We start from the raw sequence: 22,673 nt of genomic DNA on the forward strand, positions 1-22,673 counted from the left end.
GGCGCCCCCCCCCACTTCACTGTCCACCCGGCATCCTGGACCTCGATGAACCAGCAGAACACCGACCCCGGGTCCGACGCCGCGCGCAACGGCTTCGGCCCGGTCGACCGCGAGCAGCGGATCGGCCCCCGGCCACTCGACCGGCCTGCTGTCGACCCGTCGACAGCGGCGGTTTTCGGTCGGCCCGCCGGCGTCGAGGGCGCGTTCTCGCCCACCGCCGCCGCGCCGGTCTCGATCGGCGAGCTGAAGACCGCCCCGCCCACGCCGGAGTCCCTCGCTGGTGCCTTCGGCAGGCCGCCGGGACAGCGCGACGTCGTCCTGCAGCGTCCGCCCGCGGTCGCGGGTGGCGGCTCGCTGTGGTCCGACGACACCACCCCCGACCCGTGGCGCGACCCGGCGGCGGGCGCCGTCATCGGTCCGCCCGCGGTGGAACGGACCCCCGAGGGCGACGCCAAGTCCGCGAAGAGCGCCCCCGGGTCGCTGCTCAGCCTGCCCGAGGTGCTGTTCGGCAGGCGGGTCAAGCCGCTGGCGCTGGGCGTCCTCGGTCTCGTCGCCCTGCTCGTCGGCGCCGCGGGCGGCCTGGTCGGCTGGTTCGTCGCCCGGAGCAGCGACGGGCTCACCAGCGATGTCACGCTGGCTCAGGCGCAGGCTGCCAAGGAGCGCCCGGCCGGATCGGTCTCCGACATCGCCGCGCGGGTCCGGCCCGCCGTGGTGTCGATCGAGGTCAAGCTGGAACAGGGCGGCGGCACCGGCTCCGGCGTGCTGATCGACGGCGCGGGCTACATCGTCACCAACTGGCACGTCGTCACCCTGGAAGGCCGCGCCGACGCGTCGGCCAAGATCACCACGGTGTTCACCGACGGCACCCGAGCCGAGGCCAAGCTCGTCGGCACCGACCCGAAGACCGATCTCGCGGTGATCAAGGTCCAGGTCACCAACCCGACCGTGCTGCAGTTCGGCAACTCCGACGACCTCCAGGTCGGCGACTCGGTGATCGCGGTGGGTTCCCCCCTCGGCCTGACCGACACGGTCACCGAGGGCATCGTCAGCGCCCTGCACCGTCCGGTCGTCGCGGGCGGCGACAACGGCGAGGCCCCGATCACCTACGACGCCATCCAGACCGACGCGGCGGTCAACCAGGGCAATTCCGGTGGTCCGCTGGTCGACTCCACCGGGGCGCTGGTGGGCATCAACTCGGCGATCCGCAGCAGCGCGGGCAACACGGGCAGCGTCGGCCTCGGCTTCGCCATCCCCGCCAACGACGCCAAACGCATCGCCGAAGACCTCATCCGCGACGGTCAGGTCAAGCACGCCGAACTCGGCGCGAACGTCCGGTCCGTCTCGGCGGAGACGGCCGAGGGCGCCCAGGTCGTCAACGTCACCGACGGCGGCGCCGCGGCGGCGGCGGGCATCATCGAGGGTGATGTGATCCGCAAAGTCGGCAACCGTCAGGTGCGAAACGCGGCGGAGTTGACGGTCGCCGTCCGCCAGCACCAGCCTGGCGACGTGGTTCCAGTCGTGCTGGCCCGGCAGGGGCAGGAGCTGACCGTTCAGGTGACTCTGCGGTCGGACTGACCGCTACTCTGGAGTTGTCGCTGGCGTCGTTCGGAGGTACTGAGGGTGTTCGAGAGCATCGGCTGGGCTGAGATTCTCGTCCTCGGCATCGCCGGCCTGTTCATCCTCGGACCGGAGCGGTTGCCCGCCGCCGCGGCGTGGGTCGGCCGCACCATGCGCAAGGTCCGCGAATACGCGACCGGCGCCCGAGACCAACTCAAAACCGAACTGGGCCCCGAGTTCGATGAACTCCGCAAGCCCCTGCAGGACTTGCAACAACTCCGCGGCTTCGACCCGAAACAGTTGGTCGCCAACCAACTCTTCGGCGATGACGACCAGTCCAACGGCACCAAACCCAACGGTTACGCGGCCACCCAGCCCGCCATTCCCCAGCCCGCGATTCCCAAGCCCGAGGAACCCAGGCTGACCACGAACGAAAAACCCCCCTTCGACCCGGACGCAACCTGAGTGTTCGCCGCACTAGCGGTTGGCTGGTGAGACGGACAGCATTCGGCCTGCCAAGCCTCGTGCTCGCACCGACAGTGTCCCGGCGATCTCCGTCAGCACCTTTGCCGCCGCCGCGTCCGGCTGGGACCGCACCAGTGGTTCGCCGGAATCGCCGCCCTCGCGCAAGCTCGGGTCCAGCGGCACCTGCCCCAGCATCGGCACGGTCGATCCGACTGCCTTCGACAGGGAATCCGCGACCATCTGGCCACCGCCGGAGCCGAAGAGCTCCATTCGGGAACCATCCGGCATTTCCAGCCAGGACATGTTCTCGATGACGCCCGCGATCCGTTGCCGGGTCTGCAAGGCGATGGCGCCCGCGCGCTCGGCGACTTCGGCCGCCGCTTGCTGCGGTGTGGTGACGACCAGGATTTCCGCGTTCGGGATCAACTGTGCCACCGAGATGGCGATGTCTCCCGTACCCGGCGGCAGGTCCAGCAGCAGGACGTCGAGGTCGCCCCAGAAGACATCGGCGAGGAACTGTTGCAAGGCCCTGTGCAACATCGGTCCACGCCAGACGACCGGGGTGTTGCCGGGGGTGAACATGCCGATCGAAATGACCTTCACGCCGTGGGCTTCCGGCGGCAGGATCATTTTCTCGACTTTGGTGGGCTTGCCCGTCGCGCCGAGCATGCGGGGGATGGAGTGGCCGTAGATGTCGGCGTCGACGATGCCGACCTTGATGCCCCGTGCGGCCATGGCGACCGCGAGGTTGACCGTCACGCTGGACTTGCCGACGCCGCCCTTGCCGGAGGCGACGCAGTAGACGCGGGTCAGGGAGCCGGGTTCGGCGAACGGGATGCGGGGTTCCTCGGCGTCGCCGCGGAGCGACTTGCGCAAGGTGGTGCGCTGTTCATCGTTCATCACGTCGAGTTCGACGCGGACCGCGCGTACGCCGTCGAGGGCGGCGACAGCGGCTGTCACGTCCTTGGTGATCTTGTCGCGCAGGGGGCAGCCCGCGACCGTCAGGAAAATGGCCACGTCCACGCCGCCGTCGGGGTGCACCGTGATGTCCTTGACCATGCCGAGGTCGGTGATCGGCCGGTGGATCTCGGGGTCTTCGACGCCCGCCAGGGCCTTGCGTACGGCTTCGACGCTGGGAACCTGCTCGGTAGTGGTCACCACCCCATGCTACGGCCGGGTAGCACCCGCCCGACGTGCGGATGGCATGCACAATGTCCCGTTGTCAAGGGCGCCGCGTGGGGCTTTGTCAGGGTTCCGTAACATCGTCACCCCGCCGGGGCTTTCGAGGAGGAACCTTGACCGTGCCGGACCTGTCCGCCCGGCCCACCCGTGACGAACTCGCCGCGTGGCGCACGTTTCTGCGGGCCCATGCCCGCATCACCCGTTTTCTTGAGGCCGAACTGGTCGCCGAGCAGCGGCTCTCCCTCGGTGGCTACGACGTGCTGGTCCAGCTCGCCGAGGCGCCGGAGCGCAGACTGCGGATGGCCGAGCTGGCCGACGCCGTGCTGCTGTCCCGGTCCGGGGTGACCCGCCTGGTCGACCGGCTGGAACGCGCGGGCCTGGTCGCCCGCGAACGCGTGGCGGGCGACGGGCGCGGCGTGGTGGCCACGCTCACCGACCAGGGCCTCGACGTCCTGCGCACCGCGTCCCGCACCCACCTCGCGGGCATCGTGCGGCACTTCGTCGCCCGGCTCGACGGCGATCAGCTCCGCAATCTCGGCGACCTCTGCGGCAAGCTGGTCGACTAGCTCGACACCTCGTTCCAGCGCGGATCGTCGCGCAGTTCGCTCGGCGACGACCGGGGCTTGGTCTTCTTGGCGGCCTTGAGATCGACGCGCAGCTTGTCGAGTTCGCCGCGCAGGTAGTCGCGGGTGGCCACCTCGCCGATGGCGATCCGCAGCGCGGCCAGTTCGCGGGCCAGGAACTCGGTGTCGGCCTTGGTCTGTGCCGCCCGCGCGCGGTCCTCGTCCAGCGACACCCGGTCCCGGTCGTCCTGCCGGTTCTGCGCGAGCAGGATCAGCGGCGCGGCGTACGCGGCCTGGGTGGAGAACGCCAGGTTGAGCAGGATGAACGGATACGGGTCCCACCGCAGCGACAGCGCCGTCAGGTTCAGCGCGATCCACACCAGCACGAGCAGCGTCTGCCAGAACAGGAACTTCCCCGTGCCCAGGAACCGGGCCAGCCGCTCGGAGAACCGGCCGAACGCTTCGGGGTCGATCGCCAGCCGCAGCGTGCGCGGCCGGCGCGGCTGGTCGAGGCGCCTGCGGTAGGTGGGCTCAGGCATCGGCGTCCTCCGATCTGTCCCGCTCGCGCCAGCCGTCGGGCAGCAGGTGGTCCAGCACATCGTCGACGGTCACCGCGCCCAGCAGGTGCTCCTCGGCGTCCACGACCGGCGCGCACACCAGGTTGTAGGTGGCGAAGTACCGGGTGACCTCCACCAGCGAGTCGGTTGGCCGCAGGCTGGTCAACTCCTTGTCGACAGCCCCGGCGACCAGGTCGGACGGCGGTTCGCGCAGCAGCCGCTGGATGTGGACGCAGCCCAGGTAGCGCCCGGTCGGTGTGGCCGACGGCGGCCTGCTGACGAACACCATGCTGGCCAGCGCCGGGGTGATGTCCGGGTTGCGCACCCGCGCCAGCGCCTCGGCGATCGGCGCGTCCGGTGCGAGCACGATCGGCTCGGGGGTCATCAGCCCGCCCGCGGTGTCGAACGAGTACGCCAGCAGCCGCCGGACCGGCGCGGACTCCTCGGGCTCCATCAGCTCCAGGAACCGGTTCTTGTCCGGCTCGGACAGCTCGGCGAGCAGGTCGGCGGCGTCGTCGGGGTCCATCGCCTCCAGCACGTCCGCGGCCCGCTCCTCGTCGAGGTGCTTGAGGAGCTGCTTCTGGGTGTCCTCGGGAAGTTCCTGGATGACGTCGGCGAGCCGCTCGTCGTCGAGTGCGTCGGCCACCTCGTAGCGGCGCTTCATCGGCAGATCCTGCACCGCGGTGGCCACGTCGGCGGCGCGCATGGTGTCGAACACCGCGAGCAGTCGGTGCGCGGCCTGCGGCTGCTCGGTCAGCTCGGTGATCCCCGGCGCGCGGATCTCCGACCAGCTCAGCACCTGGATCGGCCCGCGCCGCGCGAGCCGCCCGGTGCGCTCGCGGATGGCGATCCGGCCGAGCACCCAGTCGCGGGTGCGGGTCGGCTCCATCGCGGTGTCCACCACCACGGCCTGCGCGCCCGTCGCGATCACCTCGACCCGCGCGTCGAGGAGCTGGCCGACGACCAGCACCTCGGTCGGCCGCTGGGTGAAATGCCGCATGTTGACCGACCCGGTGGCCAGCGTGATCGCGTTCGGGTCGATCGCGTTGACCCGCAGCATGGGCACGAAGATCCGCCTGCGCGTCGCGAGTTCGACCACGATGCCGAGTACGCGCGGCGGCTGGCCGTCCACCCGCAGCCCAGCCACCAGGTCGCGGATCTTGCCGATCGACTCGCCGTCCGGCCCGAAGACCGGCAGGCCCAGCAGTTGCGCGACGTAAACCTTGCTGATGCCCGCCACGACGGTCAGGCTAGCGCTCAGCGCAGGACGTCGCCGTTCTCCGTGCGGGAGTAGAGCACCGACCGGCGGTCGCGGAGCTTGGTGACCAGACCGGAGCCGTGCAGCACGGACAGGTGGTAGGACACGGTGGCGGGCGCCAACCGGTGGCGCCTGCTCAGGTCGGTGGTCGAGCGCGGCACGTCGAGGTCGTGCAGCAGGCTCGCCCTGGTCGAGCCGAGCAACTGGGCGACGCCGCCGCGGCGCGTCGGGTCGGCGCCGCCGAGCCCCCGCACCGGGAAGCTGAGCACCCCGTCGACGGGCTCGCAGAGCTGCGCCAGCAGCCGGGGCCAGGCCAGCACGGACGGCGCCAGCACCAGATCCTGCCCCCGGTAGTGCACGACCTCGTCGTACCCCTTGTGCACTTCGAGCACCGTGCCGGTCCAGCGCACCGACGCGTGCAGCGAGCCCAGCAGCGCGCCCACCCCCTCGGTGGCCATCACCCTGGCGCGCAGCGCGAGGTCCGCGTCGAGCCGCTCGCGCAGGCTCGACCAACCCTCGGCCATCGCCATCGTCCAGAATCGCGCCAACCCAGCCGCCGCCCGGCGCGCGAACGTGCCCGCCTCGACAGCCCGCAACACCTGCGCGTTCGGCGTCCCGGTCGCGGCTATCTGGTGCGCCACGGTCTCCGCGGTCCCCGCCGCCACGGCTTCCAACTGGGTCCCCCACACCCGGTCCGCGCGGGTCGCGGCGGGCTGCGGGGTGAACAGGTCGGGGGAGTACCCGACGCCGTGCGCGGGCAGCGTGTGCGCGATCAACCGGACATCCGGGTCGCGCAGGGCGAACCGGGCGGCGGCGCCGGGGTCGCCGAACACCGGGTGCCTGCGCCCGTCCACGGCGAGGGCCAGCAAGGACAGGGCCTCGACGGCGGGGGAGAGCGACAGGCGCACGCGGGCGAGCGTGGCGGCGTCGAGATGGGCGGCGATCACCCGTTCAGCGTAGGCGGGGTTCGACGCGGTTCGAATCGTTTGGGTGCGGCGGTGCCGATGCGGTGTGCTGGTGCGGCAAGACCGACTGGGGGTACGGCCGGGGCGGAGGGGACCGCCCCGGCCGTGCTTTATGCCAGGGCCCGCGCGATCGCGGGGCCCGCCGGGTCGCCGTCGGACCACAGCCAGAAGTCGACCGCGCGGACGAACGCCCAGCGCCGCGCCCGGTCCGCGTCGAGCCCGGCGGCGGCCACCAGCGCGTCGAGCCGGGCCGCGGGGTCGGTCTCGGCGAAGCGGTTCCACAGCAGCGGGACCAGTCCGAACTCGGGCTCGCCCGCGATCGGCTTCGGGTCGATCACCAGCCAGGGTTCGCGCTCGCCGCGCAGTACGTTCGCGTAGTGCGGGTCCTCGTTGACCAGCCGCGAGTCGGCCGGCGGCCAGAGTTCCGCGCAGTAGGCGACGGCTTGCGCCATCAGGTCGCCGGGCACCGGGTGGCCCTGCTCGGCGTTGTCGTGGGGCAGTTCGTGGCACCAGCGGGCGGCGACGTCCCGCACGGTCCGCATGCCGGGCGGCGCCGGTCGGTCGAGGCGGCGGAACAAGCGGGCGACGACCTCGATCGCCTGCTCGATCGGGGCGTCGAGCAGACTGTGGTGCGGGTCGAGGCGCTCCAGCAGCATCGCCCAGTCGGCAGGCTCGTGCGCCAGCAGCCGCACCGCGCCATCACCGTCCCAAAGGGACAGTGTGAGCGCCTCGTGCGCGCCTTCCTCGTGCGGCCACGGCAGTTTCAGCATTGCGGGCGTGCCATCCGCGCGGCGTACGGGCAGCACCACCGCGACGTGGCCGTGCAGCGGCGGGCCGTCCGGGGTCAGCGTCCAGCGATCCAGGCAGCGGGCCGCGAGATCGGGCAGGCCATCGACCCAGCGTCGCCCGGCGTCGCCCTCGCGGTCGGCGAGATCCGCGGCGAACTCGGCGGGCACGATCAGCATCGGCGGCGTCCCAACATGTCGCGGTGGCCACAATGGCGGTCCGGTTCGGCCCGTGGTCGACTACAACTCAGGCTGGTCAACCCGTAGCGAACGGAGGCTCGATGCGCTCGCCCAAGGACTTCTTCCGCCCGCTCGCGGTAGGTGCGCCCGAACCGGTGCGGGAGATCCCGTTCCGGCCGTCCAGGATGATCCATTTCTTCGACCCGAGCAACGAGAAGATGGCCGCGAAGGTTCCCGACATGGCCGCGCAGGCCGACGTCGTGCTGGGGAACCTGGAGGACGCGATCCGCGCCGACCGCAAAGAGGCGGCCCGCGCCGGGCTGGTCCGCATCGCCCGCGCCACCGACTTCGGCGACACCCAGCTCTGGACCCGGATCAACAGCCTCGACTCGCCGTGGGTGCTCGACGACCTGATCACCCTGGTCACCGAGATCGGCGACAAGCTCGACGTGATCATGGTCCCGAAGGTCGAGGGCCCCGCCGACATCCACTACGTCGACCGGCTGCTCGCCCAACTGGAGGCGCGCGCCGGGCTCGACCGGCCGCTGCTGGTGCACGCCCTGCTGGAAACCGCGAGCGGCGTCGCGAACGTCGAGGAGATCGCCACCGCCAGCCCGCGCATGCAGGGCATTTCACTCGGCCCGGCCGACCTCGCCGCGAGCCGCCGGATGAAGACCACCCGCGTCGGCGGCGGCCACCCCGGCTACCTGGTGCGCTCCGACCCGACCGGCGACGACCTCACCGAGGGCCGCACCACCTACCAGCAGGACCTGTGGCACTACACCGTGGCGCGCATGGTCGACGCCTGCGCGGGCGCCGGAATCCTGCCCTACTACGGCCCGTTCGGCGACATCGCCGACGTCGTCGCCTGCGAGGACCAGTTCCGCAACGCCTTCCTGCTCGGCTGCGTCGGCGCGTGGAGCCTGCACCCCAAGCAGATCGCCATCGCCAAGAAGGTGTTCTCGCCCGCCCCCGAGGACGTCGGCTGGGCGCGCCGGGTGATCGAGGCGATGGGCGACGGCACCGGCGCGGTCATGATCGACGGCAAGATGCAGGACGACGCCACGGTGAAGCAGTGCCGCGTCGTGGCCGAACTGGCCGATGCGCTCGCCCTGCGCGACCCGGACCTGGCCGAGGCGTACGCGGCGGCGACCAAGGAGGCCCTCGCCCATGGCTGAGGTGACTCCGCGCCGGTCCGTGCTCTACATGCCCGGCGCCAACGGGCGCGCCCTGGAGAAGGCCAAGACCCTGCCCGCCGACGCGCTGATCCTCGACCTGGAGGACTCCGTCGCCCCCGACGCCAAGGCCGAGGGCCGCAAGCGGGTCTGCGCGGCCGCCGCGTCCGGCGAGTACGGCGGCCGGGAGCTGACCATCCGGGTCAACGGCCTCGACACCGAGTGGCACGCCGACGACATCCGCGCCGCCGCCGAGGCGGGCCCGGCCGGGATCGTGGTGCCGAAGGTCGACTCGGCCGCCGATGTGCACGCCATCGAGCGCGCCATGGAGGCCGCGGGCGCCCCCGACCACACCGCGATCTGGGCGATGGTCGAGACCCCGATCGCCATGCTGCACGCGCACGCCATCGCCGCCGCGAGCGAGCGGCTGACGGTGCTGGTCATGGGCACCAACGACTTGGCCAAGGAGTTGCACGCCGAACACGTGCCCGGCCGCGCGCCGCTGCTCGGCGGGCTGTCGCTGGCCCTGCTCGCCGCCCGCGCCACCGGCAAGGTCATCCTCGACGGTGTCTACAACGACGTGCGGGACCTCGACGGATTCGCCGCGGAGTGCGTCCAGGGCAGGCAGTTCGGTTTCGACGGCAAGACGCTGATCCACCCGGGCCAGCTTGAGCTGTGCAACCGGATCTTCGCGCCGTCCGAGGCCGAGATCGCCCACTCGGAACGGGTCATCGAGGCGTTTGAGGCCGCCGCCCGCGAAGGCCGCGGCGTGGTGACCGTCGACGGCCGCATGATCGAGAACCTGCACGTCGACAACGCCCGGCGGATCCTCGCGGTCGCCGCCGCCATCGGGGACCGGGACTAGGAACCCCGGACTGAACCCGCGTCTCGTTACCTGGTCACGAGAACACGAAATGGTTACGCAGCAGGTCGGGGACGTGACAGGAGGTAGAAGGTTGCGGTGACATAACGCACAGATCACGGGATTGGCTTGCGTTGCCCCCACCCGTTCGGGTGACGCTAGGGCCATGGGCAGACACCGCGATACCTCTTCGGAGGGCCGAAGTCTCTTGGGTCTGTTCGGCGGCCGCCGCAGGCAGCCGGACGACCTGTTCGACCGCAGCTTCCGCTCCTGCCGCGGCTGCGGCGCCGATGTCTACATCCTCGCCGAGGACTGCCGGGGCTGCGGTGTCGCCCTGGAGCTGCGCGCCGGTTGACCCGCGGTGTCGTTTCCCGCAGTGGTCCTGCGCACTTCCGTGAAGCAAACGGCCGTTAACCGGTAGATACTCTCCGGTAACTCGCCGTCTCGTAAGGGAGCTCGCATGGCCCGCCTCGCCCAGACCGCCGGACTGACCGACATCCAGCGCGAGATCCTCGCCACGGTCAAGGACTTCGTGGACAAGGAGATCATTCCCCACGCCCAGGCGCTGGAGCACGCCGACGAGTACCCGACCGACATCGTCGAGGGCATGAAGGAGATGGGGCTGTTCGGCCTCACCATCCCGGAGGAGTACGGCGGCCTCGGCGAGTCCCTGCTGACCTACGCGCTGATCGTCGAGCAGATCGCGCGCGGCTGGATGAGCGTGTCCGGTGTGATCAACACCCACTTCATCGTGGCCCACATGGTCAAGCAGCACGGCACGGACGCGCAGAAGCAGCACTACCTGCCGAAGATGGCCACCGGCGAGGTCCGCGGCGCGTTCTCCATGTCCGAGCCCGACCTCGGCTCCGACGTCGCCGCGATCAAGACCCGCGCCAAGCGCGACGGCGACGACTACGTGGTCGACGGCGCCAAGATGTGGCTCACCAACGGCGGCAGCTCCAACCTGATCGCGCTGCTGGTCAAGACCGACGAGGGCGCGGACAAGGCCCACCAGAACCTCACCACGTTCCTGGTCGACAAGCCCGAGGGCTTCGGCGAGGTCGTGCCCGGCCTCACCATCCCGGGCAAGATCGACAAAATGGGCTACAAGGGCGTCGACACCACCGAAGCGGTCTTCGACGGCTTCCGCATCGGCGCCGACAAGGTGCTTGGCGAGACGCCCGGCAAGGGCTTCGCGCACATGATGGACGGCGTCGAGGTCGGCCGGGTCAACGTCGCCGCCCGCGCCTGCGGCATCGCGATCCGCGCGTTCGAACTGGCCGTCGAGTACGCCCAGCAGCGCAAGAGCTTCGGCAAGGCCATCGCCGAGCACCAGGCCGTGGCGTTCAAGCTCGCCGAGATGGCCACCAAGGTCGAGGCCGCCCACCTGATGATGGTCAACGCCGCCCGACTCAAGGACTCCGGCGAGCGCAACGACGTCGAGGCGGGCATGGCGAAACTCATCGCGTCCGAGTACTGCGCCGAAGTCACCCAGGACTCGTTCCGCATCCACGGCGGCTACGGGTACTCCAAGGAGTACGAGATCGAGCGCCTGATGCGCGAGGCGCCGTTCCTGCTCATCGGCGAGGGCACCAGCGAGATCCAGAAGACGATCATCTCCCGCGGCCTGCTGCGGGAGTACAAGTCACGCGGCTGAACCATGTCGGGTTCGCACCGGTGCGCCGAGGTTGGCAGGATGGTGCAATGACCGGTGCGTTCTCCGGCCCTGGACGAGCGAACCAGGGCCCGCCCAAGGTGCCCACCCCGCCGACGGGATGGCCCATCGGATCCTACGACACATACCAGGAGGCCCACCGCGCTGTCGAGCACTTGGCCAAGGCCGAGTTCCCGGTCGAGGAAGTGACCATCGTCGGGGTCGACCTGATGCTGGTGGAGCGCGTGATCGGGCGGTTGAGCTGGCCGAAGGTGCTCGGTACCGGCGCGCTGTCGGGGGCCTGGTTCGGCTTGTTCGTCGGCCTGCTGCTGGGGTTGTTCAGCCAGGAGCAGGCGTCGTTCGCACCGATCCTGGTGGGGCTGTCGGCCGGGGTGGTCTTCGGCCTGGTGTTCGCCGCGGTCGGTTACGCCAGCACGCGTGGGCGGGGCCGCGAGATCGCCTCGGCGACCCAGCTCGTCGCGGGCCGCTACGACGTGCTCGCCCAGCCGCGCAACGCCGAGAAGGCCCGCGACCTGCTCGCCAAGCTCGCCATGCGGTCGAGCACCGACTAACACCGTCCACTTCGGACGTCGCGGCTGCCTGTGGACAGCCGTTTGCCCGACCCCCGAATCTCCTGGAACCTGGACCCATCGGACGCCTCGACCCGCGAGGCGTCCACTGGGGACAGGAACCTCATGCGCACCACCCTTCGCGCGGCGCTGCTCGCCGTGCTCGCCATTGTCGCGCTGCTCGGCGGAACCACTGCCGCCACAGCGGATCCGGCCCGCTGCGACCGCGGCGAACTCTGCCTCTGGTCGGCCTCGGCCTATCGCGGTGATCTCATCCGCGTCAGTCTGTCCACAACCAACCCGGACGAGTGCGTGCCGGTGCCTTCTGGACTGGACGCCCGGTCCTTCGCCAACCTGCTGCGCCGCCCGGTCACGGTGTACCAGAGCGCCGAGTGCGCCACGGAAGGCGAGTTCGACACCTATCCAGGGGGCGGCACGTATGTCCCGTACGCGCCGTTCGTGGTGCGGGGCCTGCAGATCTGGCAGAGCTGACCCCGTCGGCGGCCCGGAATCGGTGATCACGGGCATTGGGCTGACCGCCGGCATCGCTGACCGCGGAATCGGTGATCGCGGAATCGGTGATCGCCTGGGTCAGCGCGGTCCCGGCCAGGAGCCCGGCGTCTCCGTCCGCATGGCCTGCTCGGCCGTGTCCGTCCGGTACGCCACCATGCCCCGCGCCTGGTAGTTGGCCAGCGCGGCGGGGCCGTCGAGGGTGCACGTGTGCACCCACACCCGCCGCACCGCGGGTGTCCCGGGCCACCGGTCCGCCATGTCCCACGCCCGAGTCAGCCCTACCCCGAGGAGGTGGCCACCCAGTCCCTGGCCGAGAAAGCCCGGCAGCAGGCCGAAGTAGGCGATCTCGACTTCCGTTCGGTCCTCAGTGGACACTCCAGCCAGCTCGACGTATCCGGCGGGCGTGCCGCGCTGGTAGGCGACCCAGGTCTCCACCATCGGCCGCGCCAGGTACTCGACCCACTGGTCCCGAGTCCACGAGAGACGGTCCGTCCAAAACCAGTCACCCCCAACGGAGGCATAGAGGAATCGACTGAACTCAGCGGTAACCACTTCGGCCCGCTCGACGGCCACACAATCGAGTACCCGCCCTGGCCGCACGTCATCGACCGCGTGCTGTTCCAGGTACGTGGTGATGACCTGCACTGCCGCCCCCATTGCGCACCGCGATGTCCGGATCGGTACCACCCTAGTGCGGCCCCGCCTTGTCCCAAGCCAGGTCCGGGACATGTCCGGCGACGTCTCTCGGAGGGTCGAAGAGTCCGGCCACGTCGGAGCTGCGGGACTGCGCCGGCTGTCAGGCTGCCGGGGCCGGCGGCGGCTGTCAGGCACCGGGCGGCTGAGCTGCTGGCGGCTGGGCTGGCGGCTGGGCGGCTGAGCTGCTGGCGGCTGGGCTGGCGGCTGGGCGGCTGGGCCGCCAGGCGGCTGGGCTGGGCGGCTGGGCGGCTGAGCTGCCGGCCGCCGGGCGGCTGGGCGGCTGGGCGGCTGGGCGGCTGAGTTGCCGGGCGGCTGTGGCTGGCTGCCGGGCGGCTTGGCTGCCAGGCGGCTGGGCTGGCTGCGGGGCTGCGGGGCGGTGAGGGTCAGCGGCGGTCGCGGATCGCGGTGATCACGTCGTCGCTCCAGCGGTGGGTGCGGATCAGTCGGTAGCGCTCGGCGATCACCCAGAGGTACGCCTCGGCCTCCGACTGGGTGTTGATCATCCCGGCCTGCCGCACCATGGCGACCACGGGGACGAACTCCTCGTCGAACCAGCGCTGGGCCACCGTTGGTCGGTCGAGGAAGGTCTGCTCGTCCTGCATCAGGCGGAACCCCCACGCCTCCACGGCCTCGCTCAGTTCGGCGTAGTCCCACGGATCGGTCAGGCTGATCGCCGCGCGGGCATCGCCGTGTAGCGGGACGCGGTCGAGGAAGATCCGGCGGTAGTCCTTGACGATCAGGTCGCCGCGGTAGCGGATGCCCTCGGCGGAGATCCGGGTGACGATCTCGGTGACGTACGCGTCGATGGTGCGCAGGCCGAGGGCGTGCGCGACGGACACCCGGTGGTGCCCGTCGACGACGAAGTGGAGATCGCCGATCCGGTAGACCTCGATCGGCGGGATCGACTCGCCGCGGCGCTGCGCCAGGGCGAGGCGTTCCCAGCGTTCGCGGGCGCGGCCGGAGGTGGGCCGGAAGCGCCGGTCGAAGTCGCGGGTGCGGTCGACGCTGCCCACGACGCAGTCCAGGTCGATCACCTGCAGGCCGAGCCGCCGCTCGCCGACGCGGCCGAGGGCGGCGACCACCTCGTCGAAGGGCAGCATGATGTTCACGTCGTCCGGCTCGTGGCGCAGCCACGCGCCGAGTCGGGAGAGCACCTGCCGTCTGCGCACGCGCAGGAAGTCGTTCTCGGCGTCGGCGTGCGGGAAACCGGTGTCACGGGGCATGGCCGGCCTCCGGGATGTCCAGGATTCGGTATCCGACAGTGTTGACGACCCGGGTGTCGCCCAGGGTCCGGTCGGGCACCTGTTCGCCGTGCGGATGGATGTGGCCGTGCAGCAGCAGCGCTGGCCGCAGCCTGCGCACGGTGTCGTGCAGGCACTCGAAACCGCGGTGCGGCGGATCCTCCCGGTCGCCGACGCCGCGCGGCGGCGCGTGGGTCAGCAGCACATCGATCCCGCGCCCGTCGCGCAGTCTGCGGACCGCGGCGCGGCGGCGCAGCCGGTGCGCGCGCCACGTCATCTGCCGCTCGGTCCACTGGTTGGGGCCCTGGTTGTAGCGGATCGAGCCGCCGAGTCCGGCGATCCGCAGCCCGGCGACGTCGGCGACCCGCGTGTCGACGTTCACCGCGCCCGCCGGGCCGGGCCACTCGGTGGGCAGCCCGTCCTTCATCCACAGGCCGTGCCGAGAGGCGTAGCCATCGAGGCTCACGTCGTGGTTGCCTGGTACGAACACACACGGCCGATCGAGCGCGTCGGAGAGGAACTCCAGGTAGTCGAAGGGAAGGTCGCCCGCGGCGAGCACGAGGTCCACCTGGTGCTCGCGGACCTTGTCGGTCCACAGCCGCTCGACCACCTCGTCGGCTACCGCGAGCACCTTGGGCATCGCCCGAGCCTACGGCCGATCGGGTATCGATGCGGCCGCGGCGAACGAGGAGCAGTGGGCAGGGAACGGGTCATGTCGGCCGCGCGTCCGAGCGGCTAGCGTGATCGCCGGAAGCGATCGTCCGCGGGTCCGGTGGGGTGCGGCGGGTCACCGAGGGGAGTTCGTGCAATGGGAACCGGACAGGAGGCGGAGGACCGGTACGTCACGGGTGGCGTGAACTGGGACTCCTACTCACTGGAGGCGTTGGTCGCGATGGTGGCCGACAACGCGAGCGCGCCGCAGCTCGAACGGCTCGCCGACGACTGGCGCGCCGCGGGCAAGGAGGTCACCGACGCCGCCCAGGTGCTGGCGCTGGCCCTGGAAGACCTCATGCACTACTGGTCCGGTGTCGCCGCCGAGCAGGCCCGCGCCGACGTGGCCCGCAACGCGCAGTGGGTCGCGGACCTGGGGGAGACCGCGCACGAGATCGGCAACCCGGTCGAGGAGGCCGCCGGCGCGCTCAAGGCCGCCCAGGACGCCATGCCCGAGGTCCCGGCCGAGCCCGCCGCACCGCCCGCGCTCGCCGTCGACAGCGCCGAGCGGGGCCTCGCCGCGGGCGGGCCGCTGGCGTCGGCGATCAACGGCACGGCCGCGGGCGCGGAGAGCGCCTTCGCCGCCCGACAGGAGCAGACCCAGCTCAAGGCGCGGGCCGTCGAGGCGATGAAGCGCTTCGAGGGCGCCGCCATGACGATCGACCGCACCACCCCACAGTTCACCGAACGCGACGCCCAGCCGCGCCCGCGCGAGGACGTTGCCCCGCCCCGCCTCCCGACGCCCGGCGACTGGCTCGACTCCCTGGCCTCGTACACGAGCGATCTGGAGACGCGCTGGACCGCCCTCACGGGCGGCGAGCCGGGCACCACCGCCCAGGGCCACGACGAGGCCGTCCGCTCCGGCGCGGGCGGCGGCTACACGAGCGGCGGCGGCTACCCGGCTGGCGGCGGCGCGGATTCCGCGAGCCGCGGCCCGCTTGGCCCCGGCGTCGCGACCGGCGTCAACGACGCCGTGACAGCCAGACCCGCCGGCATCCCCGGCGGTGCCCTCGCGGCGGCAGCAGGCGCGGCCGGTGCGGCCGGTGCGGGCATGGGTATGGGCGGAATGCCCATGGGCGGGGGTGGCCAGGGCAACGAGGAGCACCGACGGCGCTTCCCGTTCGACGGCGAGGACCCGTTCGCGCTGGACCAGAAGGCGTCGCCGCCGGTGATCGGGCTCTAGGGGCAGGGGACCACGAGGATGCGAGAACAGTTCGACCAGGCGTACTTCGCCGACCGGCTCCAGGGTGTGGAGCGGGTGGGGATCACCGCGGACCAGCAGCCGCCACCGCCGATGCCCATGCCCGCCCCACCCACCCCGGCGCCCGCGCCCTGGGAACCGATTCCGGTGCCCGGCTCCGGTTTCGCGCCCGGCGGACCGATTCCGGTGCCCGGTGGGCCCGGTGTGCCGCCGCCCGGTTGGGCGCCCGGTGGGTCGGTTCCGGCGCCGGGTGCCGGTCCGGTGCCTGGTGGGCCGATTCCGGTTCCTGAGTCCGGCTTTCCCTCAGGCGAGCCGATTCCCGTGCCACTGCCGGTGCCGCCACCCGCACCTGCGCCGAGGCCCACGCCCGCCCCGACTCCACCCGTCGCGGGCGGTCCTGGGGCGATTCCACCAGCGACGTCCCAGCCGGAGCCGGACCCCGACCTCCCCCGACCCTTCGCGGGCCCGGTCACCCTCCCCGCGACGGCCACCCCCGCCAAAGACCACGCGACGCCGGGGTACTGGGATGTCGATCTGGACAAGCTCAGCGGGTTCGGCCTCTCGGTGTCCTCGGCGCGGTTCGGGCTGGCGGCGGTGCAGGCGCGGGTCGAGCGGATGCAGGGCGAGGAGTACATCCCGAAGCTCGGCACCAGCCCGGCCGGACAGCAGCTCGCCAAGAAGTTCGACGACCGGCTCAACGGCGACGACGGCCTGCGCGGCCTGCTGACCGAGGCGATGCGCCGGATGGACCAGTTCATCGAGAGCGCCGAGCGGGTCCGCGACACCTACCGCGAGACCGAGGCGACCGCGCAGGACTCGATCAAGCGGACCGACGAGACCCAGGGCGGCTGAGCGATGTCCGAGATGCCGACCGGGCTGGAGCCCGACGCGGGCTACCGGGAGGCCGCGAGCGCGTGGCTGCACCCGTCGGAGGTGGATCTGCTCTGTACGTTCGCGGAGATCGCGCCGCCGTTCCCGCTGACCGTGCACCCGCACGGCGCCACCGCTGCCGAGCGGCGCGCGCTGTTCCGCACCGCGCGCGCCGAGTTGGCCGCCAAGGGGCTGGCCGATCAGCGCGGCCCGCGCGGGGTCGCCGCGGACTTCGTCCACCTGCTGCGGGACAGCGTCGGCGCGCTGGACATCGTCGTGGCCCGCCGCGACCACGTGCGGGGTGCGCTGGTGCTGGCCCAGCGCGGCGAGGCGCTGCTCGTCAGCCAGGACACGAGCGGGCCGGACGGGCACGTGCACCTGCTCGCGGTGTCCGTGCGCGACGCGATCGAGCACCTGCTGCACCTGGTGCCCGCGCTGGACGCGGCGCTGGCGGCGCCGTTCAGCGTGCCCAGGAGCGCGCTCGACCGGATCCACCGCGACGTGCTGGCCGCCACCGGACCGGACGGGTCGCCGCGCAGGCTCACTGGCGACGAGTTCGAACGGCTGCTGCGCGCGCACGGCCTCGACGACCAGCTCGCCCGGCGCATGGTCACCCACCTGCAGCCCGTCCTCGGCAACGGCCAGGCGGGGGTCGCCGTGCGCCGCGGGTACGCCGACGAGTGGACGCGCTCCGGGGAGGAACTGCGCTGGCTGGACACCGCGCGCGGCCGGTTCCGGCTCGCGGGCGGCACGTTGACCGACTGGATGAGCGTCAACCCGATGGCGGCCGACGAACTGCGGGGCGAACTGCACGCGCTGGCAGGCGAACTTTGGTATCAGTGAGCGCCGAACGCTCCCGCCGCGTCGGTGCGATCCGCTACCGTGACGATCGGAAACGATGATGCTCGGCAACTGGGGAATGGCCACCCGGCGCGCGGCGCCCGGGCCGACGGACAGGGGCGTTGGCGATGATCGCGAATCTTGAGCAGTTGATTCGCCGGGTGCAGGAGCAGGCGCAGCAGGCCGCCGCCGCGCGGGCTGCCGCCGACCAGGACCGCAGGCGCCGCCGCCAGGAGAACGATTCCTACGTCAACGGCGGCGTGCACTGGGACGGCTACGGCCTCAAGTCCCTGCAGCGGATGGTCGGCGACCAGGCCAACCCCAACCAGCTCGACATGCTGGCCGCCGAGTGGAGCCGCTACGGCGACAAGGTCGCCCAGGCCGCTGGCGACATGTCGCGCTCGCTCGACAAGCTGATGCAGTTCTGGTCCGGCAGCGCCTCGCAGGACGCCTCGCGCACGGTCGTCAGCAACGCCGCGTGGATCTCCGAGCTGGGCGCCACCGCCCGCCGGATGGCCGACCCGATCGAGGACGCGGGCGGCGCGCTGCGCTCGGCGCAGAGCACCATGCCCGGCGGCTCGCCGAGCAGCCCGTTCCTGGCCACCGCGGGCGGCGGCGCGGCGGCGGGCTTCGCCATCGGCGGACCGATCGGTGCCGCGTTCGGTGCCGCGATCGGCGGCATCGCCAGCGCGTTCGGCTTCGGCAGCAACAAGAGGAAGATGAAGCGCAAGGCCGTGCAGACCATGCAGCGGTTCGAGACCGCGGTACTCGGGATCGACGGCACGACACCGCAGTTCGGGCTGCCCGCGGACGGGGTCAACCCCGGGACGAACCCGGGCTGGACGCGCCCGCCGAGCACCGGCTTGCCCGGCCCCGGCGTCACCGTCCCTGGCGGACCCTCGTTCGGCGGCACCACCCCGTCCTTCGCCCCGGGCTTCGGCTCCGGCTGGGAGGGTCGCTGGCAGGGCCTCACCGGCGGCCCGAGCGGCGGCGCGGGCGGTGTCAACGGCGGCGCGCCCGGCTTCGGCGGGTTCGGCGGCGTGCCCGGCGGCGGCCTGGGCGCGGGCCGCGGCGGGTTCGGCGGCGGTGCGGGCGGCCTCGGTCGCGGCGGCGCCAACGGTGTCCGCGGTGGCGGGCTGGGCGGGGCCAACGGCGCCCGTGGCGGCGCCTTGGGCGGTGCCGGTGCCGGTGGTGCCCGCGGCGGCGCGGGCAGCGGACCGCTGGGCCGCGGCGCGAACGGCACCCGCGGCGGCGGTGGCGGCGCGGGCCGCTTCGGCCGGGCCAGCGGGTTCGCCGACGCGCACGGGCGCGGCGCGGGCGGCTACGGCATGGGTTCGGGCGCCGGTGGACGCCAGGAGGAGGACGGCGAGCACCGCAGGCGCGTGCCGCTGGAGGAGGACCCGTTCACGGCCGCGGACCTCAAGGCCGCGCCGCCGGTCATCGGCCTGTAGGACGAAGGGGAGCCCCATGAACGAGTCGAGCGGCTGGCAGGTGGAGCCGGAGCGGGTGCGCGAGTTCGCGGCCGCGGTCGAGGAGGTCCGCGGGGACCTCGACGCGATCTTCGCCGAGGTCGCCGAGCTGGCCACGCCCGCGTACCAGCCGATGCTGGGCACCAGCCCGGTCGGCCAGGAGCTGGCCGAGAAGTTCAACGACCGGCTCGGCGGCGAGACCGGGCTGCGCGGGCAGCTCGACACGGCGCTCAAGCGGATGGAGGAGTTCGTCGCGAGCGCGGAGAAGTCCGCCGCCAACTACCAGCAGAGCGACGACCACGCCGCGGCGCGCTTCACCAACCCCTGATGGAGCTGAGCACCAGGGCCGGGGTGGCGCTGCACCCGGTCGAGGTCGAGCTGCTGTGCACGTTCGCCGAGGTCGAGGCGCCGTTCCCGATCGAGGTCCCGGCCTGCGCCGAGACCGACATCGAGCGCGGCGTGCTCTTCCGCGGCGCCGCCGAGCAGCTCATGGAACGCGGTCTCGCCGACGAGCAGGGCCCGCTCGACGTCGCCGAAGAGTTCGTCTACCTGCTGCGCGCCTGCACTGGCGTGATCGACCTGATGCTCGCGCGCGAGGACGGCACGCTGAACGTCGCGGTCCTCGCCTCGCGCGAGGACGCCCTGGTGGTCACCCAGGACACCGCGGACCCGTTCGGCGTGATCCGGCTGCAGGCCGCCACCCTGGACGACGCGCTGTCGCGGCTGGTGCGCCTGGTGCCCAAGCTCGACGCGCCGCTGACGGCGCCGTTCAGCCTGCCCAAGCGCGCGCTGGAGAACGCCTTCGAGGTCATGCTGGCCCGGATGCCCGAGCCGGACGCCCCCGGCGAGCCGAAGCCGATGTCCCAGCAGGAGATCGACGACCTGCTGCGCTCGCACGGCATCGACGACCGCGTCGCCCGCCGGATGGTGTCGCACCTGCAGCCGGTGCTCGGCAACGGCCAGGCGGGCGTGGCGCGGCGCGACGACACCGAGGACCAGTGGCGCCGCACGGGCGAGGAGGTGCGCTGGCTCGACACCGCGCGCGGCCGGTTCCGGCTCGCGGGCGGCGCGGGTGAGGACGCGGACTGGATGAGCGTCAACCCGTTCGGGATGGACGACCTGCGCTCGGCCCTGCGCTCGCTGGCGACGCTCGCCCGGCGGTGAGCCTTAGGCCGTGTCCCACGGGACACGACCTAGCCAACCGGGGTTTGGGCGATGATGACGGTCACCACCGTGATCCAGGTGACGACGATCGCGAGGAGCCAGAACTTCAGGTTGGTGAGCAGCCGGGCCATGGTGAGACCTCCCATCGGGGGATGAACGGGGAACTCGGCGTAGCTGGGAAGCCGGAGCGGCCACCCAGCTACAGCCATCGGTTCCGCCGGAAGACCCGGTAGAGCACCAGACAGGCCGCGAAGATCACGAGCATCACCAGCGGGTACCCGAACCGCCAGTGCAGCTCGGGCATGTTGTCGAAGTTCATCCCGTAGACGCCGACGACCATGGTCGGCACCGCGATGATCGCCGCCCACGAGGTGATCTTGCGCATGTCGGTGTTCTGCTGCAGCGTGATCTTGGCCAGGGTCGCGTCGACCAGCGTGGTGAGCAGCTCGTCGAAGCTGGTGACCCGCTCGGAGACCGTGGTGAGGTGGTCGTCGACGTCGCGGAAGTAGGAGCGGACCTGTTCGGGGATGAGCGGCGAGCAGCCCTCGGCGAGCTTGCGCAGGGGCAGCGCCAGCGGCATCACGGCGCGGCGCAGCTCCAGGATCTCCCGCTTCATCAGGTACATCTGCTCGGCGCTGACCGGGCTGCGCGGGGCGAACACGGCCTTCTCGATCAGGTCGATGTCGTTCTCGAAGGCGTCGGTCACCGCCAGGTAGCTGTCCACGACCCGGTCGGCGATGCCGTGCAGCACGGCGGCCGAGCCCGCGCGCAGCCGCTCGGGGGCGGCCTCCAGTTCCTCGCGCAGCTCGTGCAGGCCGGAATGCTTGCCGTGGCGGACCGTGACGATGTAATCGGCGCCGAGGAAGACCATGATCTCGCCGGTCTCCACGATCTCGTTCGCTGTCGTCGGCGACTCGTGCTCGACGTAGCGGACCGTCTTGAGCACGACGAACAGGTTGTCGTCGTAGCGCTCCAGCTTCGGCCGCTGGTGGGCGTTCACCGCGTCCTCGACGGCCAGTTCGTGCAGGCCGAAGGTCTCGGCGACACCCTGGATCTGGCGCTCGTCCGGCTCGTGCAGGCCGATCCAGACGAACCCCGCGCCGCGGCGGCGGACCTCGGCGACGGCGTCGGTGTGCGTCCAGCGGCCGGGCAGGCGCTCGCCGTCGACGTACACGGCGCAGTCCACGACGTAGGCGGACAGCGGCACCGGGACGGGCGGGTGCGGCGCGGCGACCCGGTTGGTGCGACCTCTCAGCCCACCGAGCGAGGGAATGGACGGCATCGGGACCTCCAGGGGCGCGCGTCGCGACGACACGACGGACCGGAGGGCACGGCTGCCGCCCCGGAAACGGAGCGTCCCTGCCGGAACCACTGGAGCTGGCGGCTAGTGCCGGGCTCCGCCGGAGGAGACGCGGGTACTACTGCATCCGGTCGCGTTGTCATGACCATGCGGGTCGCCCATGCGTCCTCACCTCCTCTGGCCGGTGGCAGCCCGGGCACGGCGCCCTGCTCACCAGAGCGACAGCCTACCCCGTCACGATCGATTGCCAGTGTCGAGGCGGCCGAACCCGAACCCGATTCACCCCGCGGTGCGGTCCCTCACAGACCGGTTGCACCCCGCGCGCGGGCCGGTCAGAGTTCTCCCACTCGCCAGTGGAGTTACTTGGAGGAACAGTGCGGTTCGGTCGGTACTACGAGGAGTTCGAGGTCGGCGCCGTCTACAAGCACTGGCCGGGCAAAACGGTAACCGAGTACGACGACCACCTGTTCTGCCTGCTCACGATGAACCACCACCCGCTGCACCTGGACGCGAACTACGCCGAGAACACCACCGACTTCGGCAAGAACGTCGTGGTGGGCAACTACATCTACTCGCTGCTGCTGGGCATGTCGGTGCCGGACGTGTCCGGCAAGGCGATCGCGAATCTGGAGGTCGAGTCGCTGCGGCACGTGAAGCCGACCTTCCACGGTGACACCATCTACGGTGACACCGAGGTGCTCGACAAGACCCCGTCGAAGTCCAAGGACGACCGGGGCGTGGTCTATGTCGAGACCCGCGGCTACAAGCAGGACGGAACGGTGGTCTGCGTCTTCCGTCGCAAGGTGATGGTGCCCAAGCGCTCCTACGGTGAGGCGCGCGGGGGCGAGCAGCCGGGCAGGCCGGAGCCGCAGGCTTAGCCGAACGGAAGGAAGCGC

At 71.7% G+C, this 22,673-nt stretch carries 25 protein-coding genes; 16 read left to right on the forward strand and 9 right to left on the reverse strand.

Annotated elements, in window-relative coordinates:
• The first annotated feature begins 45 nt into the window (after positions 1-45).
• Positions 46-1,575: a S1C family serine protease gene (locus ACT4N7_RS06665; RefSeq protein WP_444827705.1), complete on the forward strand. Its 1,530-nt coding sequence runs from the start codon at positions 46-48 to the stop codon at positions 1,573-1,575.
• Positions 1,576-1,620: 45 nt separating this feature from the next.
• The gene (gene tatB / locus ACT4N7_RS06670) at positions 1,621-2,022 is read left to right on the forward strand and encodes a Sec-independent protein translocase protein TatB (protein WP_444827706.1); all 402 of its coding nucleotides are present in this window, start codon (positions 1,621-1,623) and stop codon (positions 2,020-2,022) included.
• Positions 2,023-2,034: 12 nt separating this feature from the next.
• Here the strand turns inward: tatB and ACT4N7_RS06675 are convergent, their stop codons facing one another.
• Positions 2,035-3,180 carry an Mrp/NBP35 family ATP-binding protein gene (locus tag ACT4N7_RS06675; protein ID WP_444827707.1) on the reverse strand — a complete coding sequence of 382 codons (1,146 nt, stop codon included), beginning with the start codon at positions 3,178-3,180 and terminating at the stop codon, positions 2,035-2,037.
• A gap of 137 nt (positions 3,181-3,317) precedes the next feature.
• Here ACT4N7_RS06675 and ACT4N7_RS06680 point away from each other — a divergent pair, with 137 nt between their 5' ends.
• Positions 3,318-3,770, forward strand: coding sequence for a MarR family winged helix-turn-helix transcriptional regulator (locus ACT4N7_RS06680; RefSeq protein WP_444827708.1), 453 nt, complete (start codon positions 3,318-3,320; stop codon positions 3,768-3,770).
• On the opposite strand, the gene ACT4N7_RS06685 is transcribed toward ACT4N7_RS06680, so the two are convergent.
• From ACT4N7_RS06685 to ACT4N7_RS06700, 4 genes are all read right to left on the reverse strand, one after another.
• A complete protein-coding gene (locus ACT4N7_RS06685; protein ID WP_444827709.1) occupies positions 3,767-4,306 on the reverse strand; it encodes a DUF1003 domain-containing protein in 540 nt (179 codons plus the stop codon). The genes ACT4N7_RS06680 and ACT4N7_RS06685 overlap by 4 nt on opposite strands.
• On the reverse strand, positions 4,299-5,564 hold the full coding sequence (locus ACT4N7_RS06690; protein ID WP_444827710.1) for a magnesium transporter MgtE N-terminal domain-containing protein: 1,266 nt from the start codon (positions 5,562-5,564) through the stop codon (positions 4,299-4,301). The genes ACT4N7_RS06685 and ACT4N7_RS06690 overlap by 8 nt, the downstream gene beginning before the upstream one ends.
• Before the next feature lie 17 nt (positions 5,565-5,581).
• Positions 5,582-6,529 (reverse strand): helix-turn-helix domain-containing protein, encoded by a 948-nt coding sequence (locus ACT4N7_RS06695; protein ID WP_444827711.1) that lies wholly within the window; start codon positions 6,527-6,529, stop codon positions 5,582-5,584.
• Between the two features lie 128 nt (positions 6,530-6,657).
• Positions 6,658-7,512 carry an aminoglycoside phosphotransferase family protein gene (locus ACT4N7_RS06700; protein ID WP_444827712.1) on the reverse strand — a complete coding sequence of 285 codons (855 nt, stop codon included), beginning with the start codon at positions 7,510-7,512 and terminating at the stop codon, positions 6,658-6,660.
• Between the two features lie 101 nt (positions 7,513-7,613).
• Here ACT4N7_RS06700 and ACT4N7_RS06705 point away from each other — a divergent pair, with 101 nt between their 5' ends.
• From ACT4N7_RS06705 to ACT4N7_RS06730, 6 genes are all read left to right on the forward strand, one after another.
• On the forward strand, positions 7,614-8,690 hold the full coding sequence (locus ACT4N7_RS06705; protein ID WP_444827713.1) for an HpcH/HpaI aldolase/citrate lyase family protein: 1,077 nt from the start codon (positions 7,614-7,616) through the stop codon (positions 8,688-8,690).
• Positions 8,683-9,552: an HpcH/HpaI aldolase/citrate lyase family protein gene (locus ACT4N7_RS06710; protein WP_444827714.1), complete on the forward strand. Its 870-nt coding sequence runs from the start codon at positions 8,683-8,685 to the stop codon at positions 9,550-9,552. Before ACT4N7_RS06705 ends, ACT4N7_RS06710 begins: the two co-directional genes overlap by 8 nt.
• Before the next feature lie 163 nt (positions 9,553-9,715).
• The gene (locus ACT4N7_RS06715) at positions 9,716-9,904 is read left to right on the forward strand and encodes a hypothetical protein (protein ID WP_444827715.1); all 189 of its coding nucleotides are present in this window, start codon (positions 9,716-9,718) and stop codon (positions 9,902-9,904) included.
• Positions 9,905-10,009: 105 nt separating this feature from the next.
• Complete coding sequence (locus ACT4N7_RS06720; RefSeq protein WP_444827716.1) at positions 10,010-11,206, forward strand: acyl-CoA dehydrogenase family protein; 1,197 nt, start codon at positions 10,010-10,012, stop codon at positions 11,204-11,206.
• Positions 11,207-11,253: 47 nt separating this feature from the next.
• Entirely contained in the window at positions 11,254-11,775 is a 522-nt protein-coding gene (locus tag ACT4N7_RS06725; protein ID WP_444827717.1) for a general stress protein, read from the forward strand.
• Positions 11,776-11,898: 123 nt separating this feature from the next.
• Positions 11,899-12,264 carry a peptidase inhibitor family I36 protein gene (locus ACT4N7_RS06730; protein ID WP_444827718.1) on the forward strand — a complete coding sequence of 122 codons (366 nt, stop codon included), beginning with the start codon at positions 11,899-11,901 and terminating at the stop codon, positions 12,262-12,264.
• A 99-nt stretch (positions 12,265-12,363) separates the two neighbouring features.
• Here ACT4N7_RS06730 and ACT4N7_RS06735 read toward each other — a convergent pair whose 3' ends face one another.
• The 3 genes from ACT4N7_RS06735 to ACT4N7_RS06745 form a co-directional block, all read right to left on the reverse strand.
• On the reverse strand, positions 12,364-13,014 hold the full coding sequence (locus ACT4N7_RS06735) for a GNAT family N-acetyltransferase (protein WP_444827719.1): 651 nt from the start codon (positions 13,012-13,014) through the stop codon (positions 12,364-12,366).
• 350 nt (positions 13,015-13,364) lie between these two features.
• On the reverse strand, positions 13,365-14,204 hold the full coding sequence (locus ACT4N7_RS06740) for a chromosome partitioning protein ParB (protein ID WP_444827720.1): 840 nt from the start codon (positions 14,202-14,204) through the stop codon (positions 13,365-13,367).
• Positions 14,194-14,862: a metallophosphoesterase family protein gene (locus ACT4N7_RS06745; RefSeq protein ID WP_444827721.1), complete on the reverse strand. Its 669-nt coding sequence runs from the start codon at positions 14,860-14,862 to the stop codon at positions 14,194-14,196. Before ACT4N7_RS06745 ends, ACT4N7_RS06740 begins: the two co-directional genes overlap by 11 nt.
• 168 nt (positions 14,863-15,030) lie before the next feature.
• Here ACT4N7_RS06745 and ACT4N7_RS06750 point away from each other — a divergent pair, with 168 nt between their 5' ends.
• The 6 genes from ACT4N7_RS06750 (at position 15,031) to ACT4N7_RS06775 (ending at position 20,477) form a co-directional block, all read left to right on the forward strand.
• Complete coding sequence (locus ACT4N7_RS06750; protein WP_444827722.1) at positions 15,031-16,116, forward strand: hypothetical protein; 1,086 nt, start codon at positions 15,031-15,033, stop codon at positions 16,114-16,116.
• Between the two features lie 18 nt (positions 16,117-16,134).
• Positions 16,135-16,986, forward strand: a complete 852-nt coding sequence (locus tag ACT4N7_RS06755) for a hypothetical protein (protein ID WP_444827723.1) — start codon at positions 16,135-16,137, stop codon at positions 16,984-16,986.
• 3 nt (positions 16,987-16,989) lie between these two features.
• Complete coding sequence (locus ACT4N7_RS06760; RefSeq protein ID WP_444827724.1) at positions 16,990-17,847, forward strand: ESX secretion-associated protein EspG; 858 nt, start codon at positions 16,990-16,992, stop codon at positions 17,845-17,847.
• Between the two features lie 125 nt (positions 17,848-17,972).
• On the forward strand, positions 17,973-19,295 hold the full coding sequence (locus ACT4N7_RS06765; protein WP_444827725.1) for a WXG100 family type VII secretion target: 1,323 nt from the start codon (positions 17,973-17,975) through the stop codon (positions 19,293-19,295).
• A 16-nt stretch (positions 19,296-19,311) separates the two neighbouring features.
• Complete coding sequence (locus ACT4N7_RS06770) at positions 19,312-19,641, forward strand: hypothetical protein (protein WP_444827726.1); 330 nt, start codon at positions 19,312-19,314, stop codon at positions 19,639-19,641.
• Positions 19,641-20,477 carry an ESX secretion-associated protein EspG gene (locus ACT4N7_RS06775; RefSeq protein WP_444827727.1) on the forward strand — a complete coding sequence of 279 codons (837 nt, stop codon included), beginning with the start codon at positions 19,641-19,643 and terminating at the stop codon, positions 20,475-20,477. The genes ACT4N7_RS06770 and ACT4N7_RS06775 overlap by 1 nt, the downstream gene beginning before the upstream one ends.
• 199 nt (positions 20,478-20,676) lie before the next feature.
• On the opposite strand, the gene corA is transcribed toward ACT4N7_RS06775, so the two are convergent.
• Complete coding sequence (corA, locus tag ACT4N7_RS06780) at positions 20,677-21,759, reverse strand: magnesium/cobalt transporter CorA (RefSeq protein WP_444827728.1); 1,083 nt, start codon at positions 21,757-21,759, stop codon at positions 20,677-20,679.
• Between the two features lie 392 nt (positions 21,760-22,151).
• On the opposite strand from corA, the gene ACT4N7_RS06785 reads away from it, so the two are divergent.
• Positions 22,152-22,655, forward strand: a complete 504-nt coding sequence (locus tag ACT4N7_RS06785) for a MaoC family dehydratase (protein WP_444827729.1) — start codon at positions 22,152-22,154, stop codon at positions 22,653-22,655.
• Positions 22,656-22,673 lie beyond the last annotated feature (18 nt).

Origin of the sequence: Actinokineospora sp. (assembly GCF_052390155.1) — a bacterium.
In the GTDB taxonomy this organism is placed as follows: domain Bacteria; phylum Actinomycetota; class Actinomycetes; order Mycobacteriales; family Pseudonocardiaceae; genus Actinokineospora.